This is a genomic window from Paenibacillus sp. P5_B5 (genome assembly GCF_056400365.1).
The window spans coordinates 499,602-518,259 of the sequence record NZ_JBFULK010000001.1 but is presented as its reverse complement, the minus strand read 5'-3'; the positions used below and the strand labels follow the sequence as shown (position 1 = coordinate 518,259).

15 protein-coding genes are annotated in these 18,658 nt (G+C 39.5%); 2 read left to right on the top strand and 13 right to left on the bottom strand.

Features of this window, described 5'->3' with window-relative positions; translation table 11 throughout:
* The first annotated feature begins 51 nt into the window (after window positions 1-51).
* Both AC1DOK_RS02565 and AC1DOK_RS02560 read left to right on the top strand, forming a co-directional pair.
* Window positions 52-405, top strand: a complete 354-nt coding sequence (locus tag AC1DOK_RS02565) for a MerR family transcriptional regulator (RefSeq protein ID WP_477552650.1) — start codon at window positions 52-54, stop codon at window positions 403-405.
* Between the two features lie 17 nt (window positions 406-422).
* A complete protein-coding gene (locus AC1DOK_RS02560) occupies window positions 423-743 on the top strand; it encodes a thioredoxin family protein (protein WP_477552649.1) in 321 nt (106 codons plus the stop codon).
* 65 nt (window positions 744-808) lie between these two features.
* Here the strand turns inward: AC1DOK_RS02560 and AC1DOK_RS02555 are convergent, their stop codons facing one another.
* The 13 genes from AC1DOK_RS02555 to AC1DOK_RS02495 form a co-directional block, all read right to left on the bottom strand.
* A complete protein-coding gene (locus tag AC1DOK_RS02555; RefSeq protein ID WP_477552648.1) occupies window positions 809-1,744 on the bottom strand; it encodes a carbohydrate kinase family protein in 936 nt (311 codons plus the stop codon).
* A 123-nt stretch (window positions 1,745-1,867) separates the two neighbouring features.
* Complete coding sequence (locus AC1DOK_RS02550) at window positions 1,868-2,365, bottom strand: nucleotidyltransferase family protein (RefSeq protein WP_477552647.1); 498 nt, start codon at window positions 2,363-2,365, stop codon at window positions 1,868-1,870.
* A 245-nt stretch (window positions 2,366-2,610) separates the two neighbouring features.
* Window positions 2,611-6,783 (bottom strand): FtsX-like permease family protein, encoded by a 4,173-nt coding sequence (locus AC1DOK_RS02545; RefSeq protein ID WP_477552646.1) that lies wholly within the window; start codon window positions 6,781-6,783, stop codon window positions 2,611-2,613.
* Window positions 6,784-6,808: 25 nt separating this feature from the next.
* On the bottom strand, window positions 6,809-10,927 hold the full coding sequence (locus tag AC1DOK_RS02540; protein WP_477552645.1) for an FtsX-like permease family protein: 4,119 nt from the start codon (window positions 10,925-10,927) through the stop codon (window positions 6,809-6,811).
* Complete coding sequence (locus AC1DOK_RS02535; RefSeq protein WP_477552644.1) at window positions 10,924-11,637, bottom strand: ABC transporter ATP-binding protein; 714 nt, start codon at window positions 11,635-11,637, stop codon at window positions 10,924-10,926. Before AC1DOK_RS02535 ends, AC1DOK_RS02540 begins: the two co-directional genes overlap by 4 nt.
* 287 nt (window positions 11,638-11,924) lie before the next feature.
* Complete coding sequence (locus AC1DOK_RS02530) at window positions 11,925-12,419, bottom strand: DinB family protein (RefSeq protein WP_477552643.1); 495 nt, start codon at window positions 12,417-12,419, stop codon at window positions 11,925-11,927.
* A 57-nt stretch (window positions 12,420-12,476) separates the two neighbouring features.
* On the bottom strand, window positions 12,477-12,941 hold the full coding sequence (locus AC1DOK_RS02525) for a hypothetical protein (RefSeq protein ID WP_477552642.1): 465 nt from the start codon (window positions 12,939-12,941) through the stop codon (window positions 12,477-12,479).
* Between the two features lie 15 nt (window positions 12,942-12,956).
* Complete coding sequence (locus tag AC1DOK_RS02520; protein ID WP_477552641.1) at window positions 12,957-13,892, bottom strand: Gfo/Idh/MocA family protein; 936 nt, start codon at window positions 13,890-13,892, stop codon at window positions 12,957-12,959.
* Window positions 13,893-14,101: 209 nt separating this feature from the next.
* On the bottom strand, window positions 14,102-14,494 hold the full coding sequence (gene kapB / locus AC1DOK_RS02515; RefSeq protein WP_477552640.1) for a sporulation phosphorelay system protein KapB: 393 nt from the start codon (window positions 14,492-14,494) through the stop codon (window positions 14,102-14,104).
* A 100-nt stretch (window positions 14,495-14,594) separates the two neighbouring features.
* Complete coding sequence (rpoN, locus tag AC1DOK_RS02510) at window positions 14,595-15,902, bottom strand: RNA polymerase factor sigma-54 (RefSeq protein WP_477552639.1); 1,308 nt, start codon at window positions 15,900-15,902, stop codon at window positions 14,595-14,597.
* A gap of 191 nt (window positions 15,903-16,093) precedes the next feature.
* Window positions 16,094-16,405, bottom strand: coding sequence for a thioredoxin family protein (locus AC1DOK_RS02505; protein WP_477552638.1), 312 nt, complete (start codon window positions 16,403-16,405; stop codon window positions 16,094-16,096).
* Between the two features lie 4 nt (window positions 16,406-16,409).
* Window positions 16,410-16,937, bottom strand: a complete 528-nt coding sequence (locus AC1DOK_RS02500) for a hypothetical protein (protein WP_477552637.1) — start codon at window positions 16,935-16,937, stop codon at window positions 16,410-16,412.
* A gap of 89 nt (window positions 16,938-17,026) precedes the next feature.
* On the bottom strand, window positions 17,027-18,640 hold the full coding sequence (locus tag AC1DOK_RS02495; RefSeq protein ID WP_477552636.1) for an ABC-F family ATP-binding cassette domain-containing protein: 1,614 nt from the start codon (window positions 18,638-18,640) through the stop codon (window positions 17,027-17,029).
* Window positions 18,641-18,658: the final 18 nt, after the last annotated feature.

The window sequence follows — 18,658 nt, the reverse complement described above, 5'->3', positions numbered from 1 at the left end:
ATGTCACAGTTTATAATAAGCTTACAACCATCAATATAGGAGTTGCATCCATTGAAAATTGGGGAATTGTCTAAGTTAACAGGTGTTAGTATTCGTTCACTACGATATTACGAAGAACAAGGGTTGATTTCGCCAAAGCGCCTTGAGAACGGTTATCGGGAATATAACATGCTGACCATTGAACAAGTAAATACAATCAAATTTTATCTCAATCTCGGCCTATCAACAGAACAAATTTCAACATTTCTCCAATGTGTACTCATCAGTAAAGAAGCCTTCTGTAAGGAAGTGATGCCGGTCTATCAAGCTAAGCTTGAGGAGATAAACAGTCAGATTCTTCAACTCACTGCAATCAAATCCAATTTAGAAGAACGCATTCAGGCCATTCAATTAGAAAATAAATAACTGATGGAGGTTAGATTATGACTATTAAAAATATATCAGATCTGGATTATCGCAAAAATATTTCAAATAAAGGTGTCACCATTATTGATTTTACCGCGCCTTGGTGTCCACCCTGCAAAGCTTTAAACCCTATTCTAGATGGGTTAGATCAAGATTTCGGTAAATCGGTTAACATTCTTAAGCTGAATGTAGACGATTCACCAGAAGCTGCAGCAGAGTTTGGGATTATGTCCATGCCAACTGTTATGCTATTTAAGGATGCGAAGCCAGTTGAGAAATTAGTTGGATTACGATCCAAAGAGGTATACAAAGGACTTATTGCAAAGTATGTAAATTAAACAAATGCATTTAACAAGAAGTAACGGGTTCGCTGTCCTTATAGGATGGCGAACCCGTTCATCTTCTATTTAGAGCTTTGCTCGATAAAAGTCTGTACTTCTTCCACGGAAGGTGCCGCACTTGCCCCACCTATTCGAAGCGTCGCTAATGCGCCGCATGCACAGGCAAACTGCATCATCTCTTCCCTGCTGCTTCCTGCCAAATAACTATAAATCAATCCCGCATTAAAGGAATCTCCAGCGCCTGTCGTGTCGATCGGAGTCACTTTAAACGGTTCTCCCATTATTCTGTTCCCCTGCTCATCAATCATGACAGCACCCTTAGAACCACATTTAACCGCTACAGTATTATGCTTAGCTGGCAGCTTCAGGATAGCATCTTCTAATTGATCCGTAGCATAAATTTGCATAAGTTCATCTTCACTCGGAATAAAAAGTGTCGTCCACTCCATCAATTCTGATATTTGACTCTCATACCACTGATTATGTAAATCCCAGCCAGTATCAAATGAAGTACTAATGCCACGCTCTGTTGCTTTCTTAAATACAGTTTTCCAGTGATCTCGCATATCATCTTGCAAAAAATAAGAACCAAAATGAATGAGATCTGCCTGCTCATACATTTCTTCAGGAAGAAGGTCCATATTCAAATGCGGTATAGCACCTAGATAAGTAAGTAATGCTCGATCCTTCTCAGTGGATAGTGAGAGTGTTACACCAGTTTGCATAGCTGGATCTACCTTCACATACCTGGTATCTACACCTCTTTGCTGCAGTTTTTCGATACACATGCGACCGAATTGATCGTCACCAACTACACTCACCAAATATACATTTAAACCAAGACCCGCTAGTCCAGATGCGGTAATCGCTGAAGAAGAGCCTAGCACAATATCAAATGAATCTAGCAGCTTCTCTCGATTCCATTCAGGCAATATGTCTTTACCCTTAATAATCACGTCTACATTTAATTCGCCTAGAATAAACACATTTTTCTGCATACTCACCCTACCTACCAATTCTATTTAGTATCTCATCTTGGGTACATTTTCCACCGACTATTCTACTTATTAGAATACCTTATTCGCAATCTGATTGCTAACCTAAATAAATCACTTAATATCCTATAAAATTAGTAATTTAGGCCATATTTGAGACCAATTCTTCTTGGAGATCCTAGAATGATAGTACGAACGATCATGAAACTTCGGACTCTGTCTCACCCTACATTCAAAAATATCATCTAATCCATATGGACAAACATAAGTTAAGCGATCATCGTCCTCTAATCGAATTGCAATTCCTGTAACTGTCTCCGGCCAATGGCTAATCGCATCCTCAATACCTGAGTATGGCTCATCACCATTACGAATGTGCATTCTAGCTTGATTCTTGACAGACCACAGAAAATTGCCTGTTTGTTCAATTAACTGTTGTTCATATTGAATATCTATTTCTTCATCCAATTGTTCCAAATCGTAATAGATCAGATCAATATCATTCAGAGGTGTTCGATTCGTAAACCCATGAACATAATCCCATATGTAGTTACGAACATATCCAGCTGAAATATATGCTTCCGGTAATCTCAGATCACGTACTATTCTTAGATCTTTCATCATTTCAGAGTTATTCCGTATTAAGTCCAGAAATTGATCCTCGTACTTAGAAATAGCACTGATTATTGGAGACAACTGACATCAATTCCTTCCTCGGCTATGTAGGGACACATATCTACTCATATCTACAATTATCCTTCCATTGCATGGATATGTACAGAATACCTTATTCACTTGTTATGCTCAAACAAAAAGATAGCTCCATCGCAGATCGCAATTGGAACTATCCATTCATAACTCAGCTAAATTTACTCGTACTTCAACCAAGATTTAAAAAACTTATCATCTTCCATTAAGAAATACGCCTTGGTAAATCGAACGAACTCCTTGGTGTCCACTTGCTTGTAAGCATAGTTGGTATAATACGCTTTGAGATAAGCCCTGGCAGTTTCGATGCCATCATGTTTGTCGAATAGCTCCCATAGTTTGAGTGTTGGTTGGGCGTATAAGTAGGTAAAAAAGCGCCCCCCAGTCTCATAATCATGTAGTGGTAAATTGGATGGTTTGCGAGTAGATCGAATCGTAGATTCATATTCTTTCACATGCTTGAAACTTAATTTCTCGTCCAATTGCTCGGCATCCAATCTTAATAATGAGGCAGTAAACTCTGTGAAGCCTTCGTCCAAATATCCTTCTGTATACGGATCATTGGTAACGACTCCATAGAACCACTGATGAGCCATTTCATGCTGCAACGTTTGTTTTAGCATAAATGCGTCATCAAATCCACCCACGGTTACAATTCCAGGGTATTCCATATTCGCTCCTGGACCAATGAGAATATCGATCTGTTTACGTGGATATAAGCCAATATTCTTTTCGTAATAAGAAAATGCCTCTACCGCATTATCTATCCAACCATCTATTAATGATTCGTCCTCTTGTTTTCCAAACACACGAATTTCCGTGCTTCCTACCATCTTCTTACGCATGATTGAATCCTTCAATATCCCGATGAAGACTTCTTTGGAACGTTTAACTTCTAAAACACCTGAAACCGATGGCTCGTCTACTTCATCATCTGCTGAAGATACGACCGTAAATCCATTTGGTACCTTATAATGAACTTTAAAATCGGTGAAGTCTGTAAAATACGACTCCCCATATCCAATATAATCATTTTTATTCCATCCCCCTTGGTAATTCGCTAACATAGGGTAGAATTGAGCCAAATGATAATCAATTCCTGCTTTGGTAAAACGAATACCTTGTTCTGGAAACGTAAACGAATACGTAATCTCCACTTTATTAGCTTTCTCCTGTTGCAGTCCATCGGTGAGAGAAACTGTTAATGTATCCTTATGAAGTGTAAATTCATTTGGTTTACCATCGACCTTCACCTGATTGATTTGAAATGTACCCTCAGATCCTAACATTCGTTCTAATTTATTTTCCTTAGTAAACATGTTCGGAATCATATAGAAGACCAGTTTGTCCCATACATCTAACGAATTATTCGATACATCAATACTTGCCGTTAGATCAAATTCACCTGAAGATTGCATTTCAATTGAAAGATCGTAAATGGCATTACTTTCATTTGACACCCCTTGCGGTTCAAATTTCCTTAAATCTCCGATCTGAGGGGCATTCTCATCAAATAAGCTTGTTTGTGTTGTCTTTGGCTTGGCATTAGCCGCAAGGAATCCTGGTAAGTAGTCATAAGCTAATTTGCCAGCTATAACGACAACGATTAAACCGAGAACCGTTACAAATGCAAAGAACCAGCGCTCTGTTCCTTTCTTGGATGTATAAATAGTTCTTGTCGTTCCAGCAGGAAAACCGCGTACTGCGAATTCTGCTGGTATCCATGCTGAGATGAGCCCAATGATCATTGGTATTGCACACACTGGTAACAAATACAAAGCATCTAACCAAGGAACGGATGCGTACATATACCAGACAATTATTAACCCTATTCCGTAGCCAATAATGCCAGATAACAAGCCACAAATCCATCCTTCGAGGATAATCAACCTCCGAACAGCCCCACTACGCCATCCAATAGATTTCAGTAAGAATAATTCGACTTTTCGTTCCGTCACATTCTGCCACACGAGTTCACCTGTTGTAAGAACGCAAATGACAAGTGTAACAACGATTGCAATATAATGCTGGGGTCCAATTTGAACCGAGATGTATTGTCCTACCCAGCTTGTATAGAGAACCCCTTTTAGCCTTAAAGTAATGAATAATAGAAGTACGAGTAATGCTGTTGGAAGGGCAATCGAGACAATGGATAGAGAATATCTGCCCAGTTTACCTAGAAAATGATTGAGTGCCATCGCAAACATTCCGTTTGCTCTGAGCCATCTTCTTGACTGCTTCGTTATTTCACCTGTTCGCATCGTTTCATAAGGCTTAATTCGTCCTGACAGCCATGCAGGCCAGAGTGAACCAAGTAAGTAGACCACAAGACCTAGAGATGAGATCAGCCCAATACGTAATAGATCCACATTCTGAGGATTATTTAATTTCATCATAAATCCAATTATTCCTGACACAATAAAGGCAAATAACCCTAATATCACTGCTTCTTGTACGATCATCCTTTTTAACTGCGATGGCTTCCAGCCAACAGCTAGCAGTACAGCAAATTCTTTACGGCGCATGAATAGCGATACGAGCTGCGTAGCTTGTACATATAGAACAGCAACAATTAGGATTAGCAGCATAATGATACTAAAGCCCATCTGTGTTTCTTGAAAAATCCCCGTCGTTACGCCAACTTTCATCCACATCTGTTCAATCCATCCGAGTGCAGGTACATCTCCATTGGCAGGTATATTAATTAACACTGGCTCTGGTGAGGAACCTAAGATGATATCTGCTAATAAACCCGTTTGACGCTCTATCTCCGCAGCCACGCGTTCCACTTTAGCTTGATTTTCTGCGGAGAAATCTGTAACGCCAGCAACCTTAACCCGAATAGAGGAGATTGCCTTATCTCCAAGGACCGCCGTTGCCCCATCTATTGTGGTTAATATAGTAGGTGCACTGGTTAGTACACCTAACGGGTTCGTTGTTGCAGCTACATTCTGAGCTGGATTAACTGGATTTCCTTGTGCATCAAGTACAAGCTTGGCTGCAGGAGAACGGTAAGTTTCTAATGGAGTTTCACTCATCGGATCTTTTGATAATCGTAATTTACCTGGATCGTAGACGCCTACAATGTTGAATAATGTTCTAAATCCAGCCGTATATCTATCCTCCGTCTGATATATGTTATAATCTCGAAATGAATTAGTATATGGTCTATATAAAGTAAACCCTGGAAAAAATTCTGGAGGATTTGTACTAGATGTTGGGGTTACTTGATAGGCATTAGTCCAACGGTCAGGATAAGGACTCATAATTGTATTTATTTGTAGAGGTGTTGGCTGAAGAAAAAGATCATGACCTGCATCTAATTTCACTGAATCCCCGGTCTCAAAAGAATCTCCGGTATATGGATTAAGCCCTGTAAGCATTCCAAAAAACACTTCATATAGTTGCTTCGTATCATACTCACGAATAATCGCATTTTCCTTTAATACACCAACAGTTTTTAAATAATCTACTCCTCCTTTCTCTTTAACCATTTCCATCGTTTTCAACATCTGCTCATTCGTTTCTGCAGGTAAGTCTAGTTTTTCAATTCGAAAGGAAGAAGTTTTGTCAACAAATGGCTGACTACTAACAAGTACAGGTAGAGTAAATACAGGGAGAGTTACCCCATCACCATTGCTATTAGATTTTATCAAGGGATTGTCTTTTACTTGAAAATATCTACTGCTATCAAATGGTAAAATAGCTTCATCCAGTCCTACTAATTTTGCTTCTTGCTCAGGATCAACACCTACCAGTAAACGTTCATCTTTGACATAAATATCTCCGCTAAAATAACCAAGACCGTAATTTTCCAAAAAATCTCTTTTAACAAAAGCATCTTTACTGTCAATATTTAATGCAAAACCTTTCGTAGTATAACCCTCACGCTGTTCCGTTTCTTCATGAATACCGCTTCTTGATGTAGTTTGGTTAGAGATTCGATATATACCATTCTCAGGCAATTTGAGCCCTTCAAATATTATATCGTTGTATACATATCCCATCACTGCTAGTGGTGCAGCAATATCGACATTATCAATACCTTTTATAGTCTTGTATTGTTCAGTCGAAATCCCACCTCCAATACCACTGAGGAAATTGGGTTCGAACAGCTTGTCCTCTTCCGTTACACTTCTTGTTCCTTGCGAACGTACAACAATGTCATAAGAAGCCCTCCATTTCTTCTCAAGGGTATTAGACACAGTACCAAAGTTAGATTCCGTAAGTGTTGATAAGAACGTTAAACCTGAACTTATAATAAGAATTCCGACAAGCAGTAGGATGAATCGCTGCTTATGTCTCCACCAATTGCGCCATATGAAGCGGGTCATAGATGAACCTCCCTTTTATCCATTATCAAAGCTTCAACCATGACTCAAAAAACTTATCATCTTCCATCAAGAAATACGCTTTCGTGAATCGAATGAACTCTCTGGTGTCCACTTGTTTGTAGGCATAAGTGGCATAGTAAGCTTTGAGAAAAGCCTTGGCCGTTTCGATGCTGTTGTACTTTGAGAAAAGCTCCCATAATTTCAAAGTAGGTTGTAGATACACATATTGACCGTACTTACCATCAAAATTAGGCAATGGGAGATTGGAGGGCTTTTGAGCAGGCTCCGTTTTCATTCTACTAGTACGAGAAAATGCCTCATCTTCGTCAAATTTCTCCCCATCCATACGTAGGAGTGTTGCACTAAATTCAGTAAATCCTTCATCTAAATACGCCATATTATAAGGGTCGTTAGAGACAACACCATAAAACCACTGATGGGCTATTTCGTGCTGCAGCGTATGCTTCTTACTCTCAAAATCATCCGTAGGACCTCCAATTGTCACAATACCTGGGTACTCCATAGCCGCGCCTTCTTCAATGAAAATGTCTAACTGCTTCCGAGGATATAACCCTATTGTCTGCTGATAATATTGAAATGCTTGCACTGCATCATCGAGCATTACATCCACTAAAGTAACATCGCTCGTAGCACCAAACACTCGGATTTCTGTTCCTTCAATTGTTTTTTTGCGAACAATTCGATCTTTGACAATAGCGACGAATAGTTCCTTTACCCGCTCCACCTCGAATTGACCAGATGCAAGTGTTTGATCAATTTCATCATCTGCTGAAGAGACAACCGTATAACCTGTTGGAACTTTATACGCAAATTTGAAATTGGTGAAATCCGTAAGATAGGATTCGCCACCAGCGTAATAATCCTCTTTGATCCAGCCTTTATTATAATTAGCTAGCATCGGATAGAATTGCGCTAAATAATAATTATCTTTTTCTTTCGAGAAACGAATGCCTTGTTCTGGAACGGTAAAAGTATAGGATACATCCACTTTAGTATTCGCCCCTTGCTGCAAGGGCTCGGACAAAGGAACAGTCAAAGTATCGTAATGAAGATCATACAATGTCTTCTTCCCTGCTAGTTTAATTTCATTTATGTCTACTTTGGCTGCATCTATTAAATATGTAGGTTTATTAGCCTCTGTAAACACATTCGGAATCATATAGAATACCAACTTGTCCCATGTTTCGGCAGAATCATTCGTAATATCAATAGTAGCCTTAACAGTGAACTGACCAGAGGAATTCAAATCTAGAGATATATCATATTCCGCCTTGCTACCGTTCGGTACCGTTTCAGGCACATAATCTCTCGGTATGCCAATAGTTATGGGTTCTTCCTTAATCATGTTCGTAACAGGTGCTTCCTGTACAGTATTAGCAGCTATGAGCTTGGGAATATACTTGTATGCAGCTATACTTACGATTGTTATAATGATAAGTCCCATCATTGTTACCGAGGCAAAGAACCATCTCTGAGTGGATCGGCTAGACGAATATATTGAACCAGTCGTACCGGCCGGGAACCCACGAACAGCAAATTCTGCAGGAATCCATGCGGCGATTAATCCCACAATCATAGGAACTATGCATACAGGAAGTAGAATCAAGGTGTCCATTAACGGCACTTCACCATACATATAGCCAGTAATAGCGAGTCCAATTAGATAACCGATTAATCCTGACAGTAACCCGCATACGCCACCCTCATAAAGAATTAACATACGTACTGCATTACTTCGCCAACCAATCGACTTTAGCAAAAATAACTCTGGCTTACGCTCCGTCACATTCTGCCAGATCAATTCACTTGTCGTCAGTACACAGATTACTAGCGTAACTCCAATTGCGACAAAATGTTGAGATCCAATCTGTACGGATATGTACTCTCCAATCCAGCTTGTATATAGTACACCTTTAAGTCGGAACGTTATAAATAACAACAGAACCAGTAACGCCGTTGGCAGAGCAATTGAGATAATCGATAGCGCGTATCGCCCGATTTTGCCAAAAAAATGATTTATAGCCATCGAGAAGATCCCTCTTGAAGTCCATACACGACGTGAAGTCTTGCTAATTTCTCCTACTCGCATAGTCTCATAAGGACGAATTTTACCCGTCAACCAAGCAGGCCACAGGGCACCAAGTACATATATAACCAGTCCTAGTAGAGCAAACACCCCAATACGGGATAAATCCACCTCATCAGGAGTTTGTAACCACAACACAAGTCCAATCGTTCCTGAGATAGCTGACGCAAATAACCCTAGAATAATCGCCTCTTGAATCACCATTCGTTTCAACTTCAAGGGGCGTAAACCAATAGCAAGTAAGACAGCAAACTCCCGTCGCCTCATCAGAAGTGAGACAAGCTGCGAGGCTTGAACGTACATTACTGCAACTAATAAGATCAGGATCATAATCAAGCTAAAACCCATTTGTGTTTCATTGAATAATCCGGTCGCTTCTCCAACCTTGATCCAGGTTTGCTCGATCCATCCAAGAGCAGGTGTATCCCCATTCTGTGGAACCTCAATTAGAACAGGTTGTGGCGCCGAACCAAAGATAACATCAGCAATAAGGCCAGTTTCACGTTCGATGTCATGAGCGACCTTTTCAACTTTTGCCTGATTATCGGAACTCAAATCATTTACATCAGCTACCTTGATTCGAATGGCTGAGATCGCTTGGTCTCCATATATGCTCGTTGCGGCATCAATTGTTGTCAGTAAGGATGGAGGGCTTGTCAATAAACCAAATGGATTCATGGTCGCCTGCATAGCTTGCGGCGGATTAACCGGATTTCCTTCGGAATCCAGAACTAGTCGTGCACTTGAAGCCCGATAAGTTTCCAGTGGGGTCTGACTAGTAGGGTCTTTAGAAACAGTCAGCTTATTAGGGTCATAGAACCCGATCCAATTGGGATCTAAGATTTCTGTAAAACTACTATACGTCACTGGACGATAAATATTTTTAAAATAGTTATAACCTTGTATTATTAACGGATCCGCCTTATAAGAAAAATTCCATTTATCCTTAAATGGTCCCGTTGTTGTGCTGAGATTGAGTGGAGTTGACTTTTGATTTATAACTAGATATGACTGCACACCACCGTTTTCACTTTCAAATTGATTTCCCGTATAGGGGTCAGTACCTGTCAAACTACCGATAAATATCTGGTAGGATTTTATGGAATCGAAATGATATTCGTTCTTTACTCCCTTAACAGAAGGGATTGTATCCAAGTATGCACGTGCACCATTCTTCTTTACTGTCTCCATTGTATCTTTTGCTTGTTCAGCAGTATTAAAAGGCAAATCCAGCCTTTCAATTTTGAAGTTATATTGAGTATCATCAAACGGTACACTACTAACGAGAATGGGCATTTTAACTATTGGTAGAGCTTGAAGATCATTCTCATTCTTATTCTTATTATCATTTATCTTTATTACATCATTTTTATTAAAATAACGACTCGTCTCAAAAGGAATTATAGCTTTATCCAACCCGACTAATCTAGCCTCTTGCTCAGGATCTATACCAACTAATAGCTTAATTTCAAATCCACTTAACTGTCTTGTCCCCTCATCATATTCATTTACTCCATACGCATGAAATCCTGATGTATCATTTAATGACTTTCGAGGTATACTCCATGGACCATTAGTTAGATAAGTTGTTAATGAAACAGATTCCTGATTAACTCCACTATCTGATGCGGCATGATGTGTAATTCTGTAAACTCCCATATCTGTGAGTTTAAATTTATCAAAAACCACTGTGAAATGCGTATACCCCATAATAGCCAGAGGTGCCGCAATATCAACATTATTGATAGCCTTGATCTGCTCGAATTGCTTAGTCGATATACCTCCACTTAGCCCACTTAGAAAATTCGGCTCAAACAACTTGTCCTCTTCCGTCACACTACGTGTTCCTTGCGGACGTACAACAATGTCATAGGAAGCTTTCCACTTTTTCTCTAGCGTCTCAGATACCGTACCGAAGTTAGATTCCGTAAGTGTCGATAAGAAGGTTAATCCCGAACTTATGATAAGAATACCCACTAGCAGTAGGATGAATCGTTGCTTATGTCTCCACCAATTACGCCAAATGAAACGGGTCATAGACTGACCTCTGCCACCTCTTCTAAACTCGAAGTATATGAGTCACTTACAACTATCCCGTCTTTCATCTCAATTACACGATCGGCACGTTCCGCTAGCTGTCTGTCATGTGTCACGAATATAACACCGCATCCTCTGCTCTTATGCTGCTCAAGAATTAGTTCGAAAATCAACGTACTATTCTCTGTATCCAGATTTCCAGTCGGCTCATCGGCAAGTAACCACTTTGGCTCGTTTACAAGCGCACGGGCAATCGCAACACGCTGTTGTTCTCCGCCTGAAAGCTGTGAGGGTAGAGACTTCATTTTCGTCGATAAACCAACTTGCTCCAGTAACTGCTTCGCTCGTTCCGATTTGTTGTAAGACACACGTCTTGACAGAAGCGGAGACATGACATTCTCTAAAGCAGTTAAAGTAGGAAGTAAGTGAAACTGCTGAAATACAAATCCAATTTGTTCAAATCTGAAGTCTGCTAGTTTACTAGATCTAAGCTTAAATACGTCGACTTCGTCGAACTTAATGCTCCCTGTCGTCGGTTCGTCTAGCGTACCAATCAACGATAACAATGTCGATTTACCAGATCCAGATGCTCCCACAATCGCTGTAAAATCACTCTGCTTCACAGTCAAATCAACATTACGAACCGCATGCGTCTCAGTCCCATCACCAGAATAACGCTTACCTAATCCACTAATACTAATATTATTCATCCTAAGTTTTCCTCCCAATATAACAAGTAGCACCACTTTTTAATGATAAAGAAGAAGCGCTCTCAAAAGTTACCTACAAGTTAATCACCTACAAAAAAACTAAATAATGTAAACTACACACTAATTATTGTAACATTTGCATTATCATTGTAAAGGAATATTATTCCATCTATTTTAGATAATAGGCTTCAGTGATCATAAACTTATACTTTCTGATATACAAAAAAACGCGCGCATGACCCATTAGTCATACACGCATTGCTTTTATTTCCTCAAATATTATGTTGTTAATCCCATTTAGCAGTATCTGGTTTCCAGCTCTTCTGCAGCTTCCGAATATAAATGATTTGACCAATGTGATAGGCGTTATGTGTTGAAATAATTCCAAGAATTTGCCACCACTTCACTGATACTGAGAATCCATTTACTTCACTTTCTACTTTCTCTTCAGTTAATAGCTCTTGCCATTGCAACAGCACTTCTAATAGTTCTTCCTTTAGGGCACTAAATGTATGATTTTCCGGTATGTTGAAGCTATTATTATTATTTCCTATGGATGGTACAGCCTTGACATCAGATTTAATGTACCTGGTTTGCCATGTCCTGTTCCAATAAAGCAGATGTGCAACAAGTTCAGCGATACTATTACAATCTTCGTTAGGCTTCCAAAATGCTTCTTCCTCTGTTAAATTATCAACTGCGTCTGAAAATGGAACATACCAACTAGGGTCGTTAGCATTTGCTAACAATTGGTCGGCTATAACATCTTTTGCGTGAACCATGCGTTCAACACCCCTTATCACACATAAATTGTTTTTATATTTTATAATCCTTAACTATTATTTAGACTTTTCATCCATCTCATCTAGAACCTTACGAATCGATTCCTCATCAGTTTGCTTCAATGCCTTCAATTGCTGTAGCTTATTCATCATTTCTGTAACAGCTGGATCTAGTTCATTAATTTCTTCGCCTGGATCGAACCAGATATAATAACCAATCGGGCCATTACGAAGAAATGATTTATGCCAGTGCTCAGGATACGTATACGCTTGATCCGTGAACATCAAACTCAGTACTTCATCATTTTCTAGTGGCATTAAATAATGGAATTGCTCTTCGGCTCCTCCAGCAGTAATATCACGATGTAAATAAGCATAGTGAAGATAATGTTCACCTGTTTCATTATCTTTCATAATCTCGTAGCTCTCGAATTCTGGTGCTTCCAGCTCTTTAATTGTTGTTAATCTCTCTTGTAACTGATCAGCTGCAATTTTATCTAAATTTGTCCATGATTCAGTCATTTCATATCCGCTCCTTTAAGAGGATTCTAGTATTCGCTCTACTAATGCATGCGTTGATAGTACCTGATCTGCTCGTATACGACATGATTCCGGATGATCTAGCGATTCTAGAAAGTGATTGACTACTCCTGTGAATCCTCTTCTCTCCCATATCGTTTCCCAGCTGCCGAATGTGTGAACTCGTTCAAGTACATTACGCTCATACAGATGAATTTTATCTAAATTAATGACCTCTACTGATCTTCCTCCGCCGTGCATTTCTAGCTTCTCTAGATCAAATCCGGCATTACGTGCCATGCTATAAGTAGCTGAAGAAGCTCCATTAGATAGCATACCTGTGATGTACTCCATCAATCCCTTATCATCTGCAAGCACCCGATTGGTCTGTAGCTCAACATCAACGCCCGCTAGCCATACGAGCAAATCAAGCATATGTATCAAATCATCATATATCGTTACTTTAGCACTTTGTTGCTGTTTATAAGTACGATGCTTCTGAGCAGAAGCGTAACTAAAGCCAGATGAACTAGAACCCTCCATCCACTCTTTAGCTTCAATATATAGTGGAGCAAACCGACGGTTAAATCCAACCCCTAATATAAGCCCCTTCTTTTCCGCGAGTTCTGTCATCTCAACTGACTCTTTCCAAACTGCTGAGAGCGGCTTATCGACATATACGGATACACCTTGCTGCAAACACTGCATTACGATTTCATAATGTGACTCTGTAGGACTATGAACAAACACTGCATCTAGATCCCAGCTAAGTAATTCCTTCAGTTCAGTTGTGCCGCGAGGGAACCGGTACTTAGCCTGAATCTGATCAACAGTTGATTGCGTTCTACTCATTATGCCTTGTACTTCAACAGATTCGTTCCAAGCTAATAATGGAGCATATACTTTTTGTGCGATGCCACCCATTCCAATCATAGCAACACGCTTTGAACCCAATGATCATCACTCCTTATTCAACACAAAAAGAAAACGGTTTCACGGTTTCACCATCTTTATAAGACGGATTCGTTTCTTAAGGTGATACTTAGAATTTATAATCTGAAAGTTATAAATTCTATATCACTAAGAAAGCCCTGTAGCAATCCAACAGGGCTATACTGTCTAGGTTACAATCGATACAATCTTATTGTAGGTTAGTATCTTGCTCAATCTTCCTGATTCATCTCAAACCCATAATCTTTATATAGGCCTACTAATTCATCTTTCGAACGATGTGCCCATAATTCAATTAATTGAACTCTCTTTAGTTCACGATTCAACGAATTATGTAAGGATGCTTGATAATCTGGAACTTCTCCATCAAATTGACGTAAGTTTGGAATATCAATAAGCGTAATTTCACCAAATGCTAAAGCCCGACGTTGAAAAAATCTACGAGCATCGCCTTTCATTGGATGATGAAGATCACCTTGTTCTGGATGCTTCAATACTGACAATACTTTGACAGCAGATCTGCCTGAAGCTGTAAATTCAACAACCTCACCAATATATTCACCTGAATTATATGTTGTAACGACTTGATCACCAACTTGAATCATGAATGAGCCTCCCTGTTTCCTATCTCTATCTGACAATAAGAATGATTACATTCATGGTAATCTTCTCGGAACCAATCGTCAAGTTATTTAGTAATTCAGATTATTTTCTATCACCTGTTCGAAGTCTCGAAGATACGATGTGCATTTCCTCACGATATTTCATCACTGTTCTGCGAGATATTTGCATTCCAGCGTTTATAAGCTTATCTGTAATTTGTTGATCCGAATAAGGCTTCGCCTTATCTTCCGCATCAATAATATGACGAATTTGCGATTTAATACTCTCAACTGAAATAGCTTCGCCTTGATCCGTCATCAAACCATTTGAGAAGAATGATTTTAACTCATATAGACCTCGTGGCGTTTGAACATATTTATTTGCAATAGCACGACTAATTGTTGATTCATGCAATTCAAGCTTTTCTGCAATCGCTTTTAAATTCAAAGGCTTTAAATACATGATTCCTTTATCTAGGAATAAACTTTGTTCCTGAGCAATTGCCTCGATTACACGATACATTGTCGTTTTTCTTTGATCCAAACACCGCATGATCCATTTAGCAGATTGCGTATAATTACGTACAAAGGACTTCGCCTCCTTATACAGATCCTCCTGATACAGATTTAACGAAATTTTCGGATAACTATTCTCGTTCAACAAGACCATATAACCGTCATTTCTCTTCTGAATATACGCATCGGGTTCCACATATTTAGGACGAACATAACTATAAGGTAAACCTGGGCGTGGGTCTAGGTTACGGATATAGGTTAGCGCGTGTTTCACCTCATCTACAGTAATTTGAAGTGAGTCGGCGATTCGCCCATATTTAGCACTTGCTAATTCGTTCATATAATGACTAACTATTTGGTAAGCAGATGATGTTGTCTCATCGTCTTTACGTATTTGGATAAGTAAACACTCTTGTAAATTTCTTGCTCCAACCCCCGCTGGTTCTAATGATTGTAAATCGCTAAGTGCCAATTCCACAAAGTTAAGTGGTTCTTGAAAATGTGAGCTGACTTCTCCTAAGCTGACTGTTAAATAGCCATTTTCATTCAAACTACCAGCCAAATAAGCCGCTATTCTGAATCGCTGACCAGATAAGCCTTGAACCCGCAACTGACTGATTAACATTTCTTCTATTGTTTCCTCATGATTCTTCACGAATTCAGTTGGATCATAAATATCTGTCTGATTATTAAATGTTCTTGAACTAGTCCTGTTCCACTGATCTGCCCCAGGATCGAATACAACTTCCATGAATGGGTTCTCTGAACACTGCTCTTGTAGATAAGTAATTAAATCTAATGTAGGCAGCTGCAAAATATGAACCGCTTGTACAAACTGTGGGGATACATTCATGCTTGTATTCAGAGCTTGGGTTAAGTTATATTGCAGCTTCATCAATTTTCACCTACCCAAAATAAGATTAAATTAATCATAACAGATTTGTAGCTTGCTTTTATAGTATTCTTTGGCTCAAATAACGTGGACTAATAACTTGTATTTTCTATATAACGAATAAGACGTACAGTAACCGATCACGGTTCTGCACGCCCTACTCATTCATACTTCACATTAAGAACTTGAAGATATTAAACTAAACAACGAAGTTTATTTAATAAGTTCTGAACGGATTCCATTCGATAAATACGCTCAACCACTTGTCCATTATGAACAATAGCAATACAAGGTACACTTTGAATCTGCCATTCATTACTGAGCTCCGGGATGAAGTTCAGATCACTCTTGAATATTGGGATATCAGGCTCCATCGTTAGAACAATTGACAGCATCTTCTCAGTAACCTTGCAGGTTCCACATATAGGTGCATATAGAAACAATGCAATAGGCGACGAGCTGTCAGCTAGCTTCTGGAAGATTTCCTGTTTACTGAGTTCTTGCATGAAATCACTCCCCGTAGGGGTTATTCACAGATAACCATTGCAAGCTTTGAAGCGTATATTCAACTAATGTAGGCAGATCCTCAGCATTCTGTTCATTCAGCTTACGACCAAATAGCAAAGCAACCGTAATGTCACAACGAGGATCCTGTTCTTCATAACTGTAGGATATCGTCTGACGAAGCATTGGTCTACCTTCCCATATGGCTGTAAATTCCTTCTGAATCAAAGCACATAGTACTCGTGGATTGCGGGAAGATGTGTAGAACTTAATGTCGATTATGCACCCGGCTTCTTTCGTTTCTCCTTGCAGGAGCTCTGCAGCTAAGTCAGTTAACGATGCATGCAAAGTCAATTCTGCACTAGAGGAAGCCCCTGAGTTGATCCGAAATCCGATCGTATAATTTCTCGATACCGAAGATAAATCCACGATATCGCTACGCGAAATTATACTAAGTTCACCACTCATATCTAAATCATATACCGCGCCTTCAAGCACGACCTTCAAATTATCAAAGATTACAGGATCAAACATGTCTAACCTCCCAAGAAGCAACGTTTATACCATCCATAGTTGGACAGAATCGTTCCTTAAGGTCAATCTTAACGTAATAGCTGTAGCTATTACGCGTACATCTGCTCACGTAGCGCTTTAACGTCTTCATTCTCAAGAAACTCGTCATAAGTCATCATTCGGTCAATCAATCCATTTGGTGTAATCTCGATGATGCGATTCGCAATCGTTTGAATGAACTCATGGTCATGAGAGACGAAGAACAACGTTCCATCAAAGTCCACAAGGCCATTATTCAGTGCTGTGATCGATTCAAGATCCAAATGGTTCGTAGGCTCATCAAGTAAAAGAACGTTCGATGCACTAAGCATAACTTTAGATAACATACAACGTACTTTCTCTCCTCCTGAGAGAACGTTAGCTTTCTTCAAAGCCTCTTCTCCAGAGAATAACATACGTCCCAAGAAGCCGCGGATGAACGATTCATCCTGATCCTTCGAGTATTGACGCAACCAGTCAATTAGGTTGATGTCCATATCAAAGTAATCTGTGGAATCCTTAGGGAAATAAGCTTGTGAAGTTGTGATGCCCCAAGTATAAGTACCTGCATCTGCCTCAAGCTCACCCATAAGAATTTTGAACAAGGTTGTTTTGGCAAGTCCATCAGGACCAACAAAAGCAATCTTATCTCCTTTGTTGATTGTGAAGTTAAGATCATTTAGGATCAATTCGCCATCAATTGATTTCGTTAATCCTTCAACCTGTAGTAATTGTTTACCCGCTTCTCTTTCAGGCTTGAAATTAAGGAACGGATACTTACGAGTAGAAGGCTTGAGATCTTCTAACGTAAGCTTCTCAAGTTGCTTCTTACGTGATGTCGCTTGCTTCGACTTGGAAGCATTAGCAGAGAAACGAGCGATAAACGCTTCAAGCTCTTTACGCTTCTCTTCCACTTTCTTGTTGGACTCACGTGTTAACTTAAGCATCAATTGAGATGATTGATACCAGAAATCATAGTTACCGACATACATTTGAATTTTACCAAAATCAATGTCAGCGATATGAGTACATACTTGATTCAGAAAGTGACGGTCATGAGATACCACGATAACAGTACCTTCATATTTGGCTAAGAAACTCTCTAACCATGTGATGGACTCAATGTCCAAATGGTTGGTAGGCTCATCGAGTAGCAAAATGTTCGGCGTACCAAACAATGCTTGTGCAAGCAAGACACGAACCTTCTCGTTACCACTTAATTCAGCCATCTTCTTATCATGCATATCACGCTTGATTCCAAGACCAATTAGCAATTCAGCTGCATCAGGCTCTGCTTGCCAGCCGTCAAGCTCAGCAAAATCACCTTCTAATTCTGCTGCTCTCATGCCATCATCTTCATTAAAATCAGGCTTAGCGTAAATCGCATCCTTCTCTTTCATAATCTCATAAAGACGTGTGTGTCCCATAATAACAGTTTCGAGGACTGGGAACTCATCATATTCATAATGATTCTGCTTAAGGACTGCTAAGCGCTCTCTAGGAGGAATACTGACAGTTCCTTTGGATGGTTCGATTTCACCAGATAGAATTTTGAGGAACGTTGATTTACCCGCTCCATTCGCACCAATTAATCCATAACAGTTACCAGGTGTGAATTTAATATTCACATCTTCAAACAAAGCTCTTTTGCCATACCGTAAAGTTACGTCTGTTACAGTTATCATTTAATTTAAAACCATCCT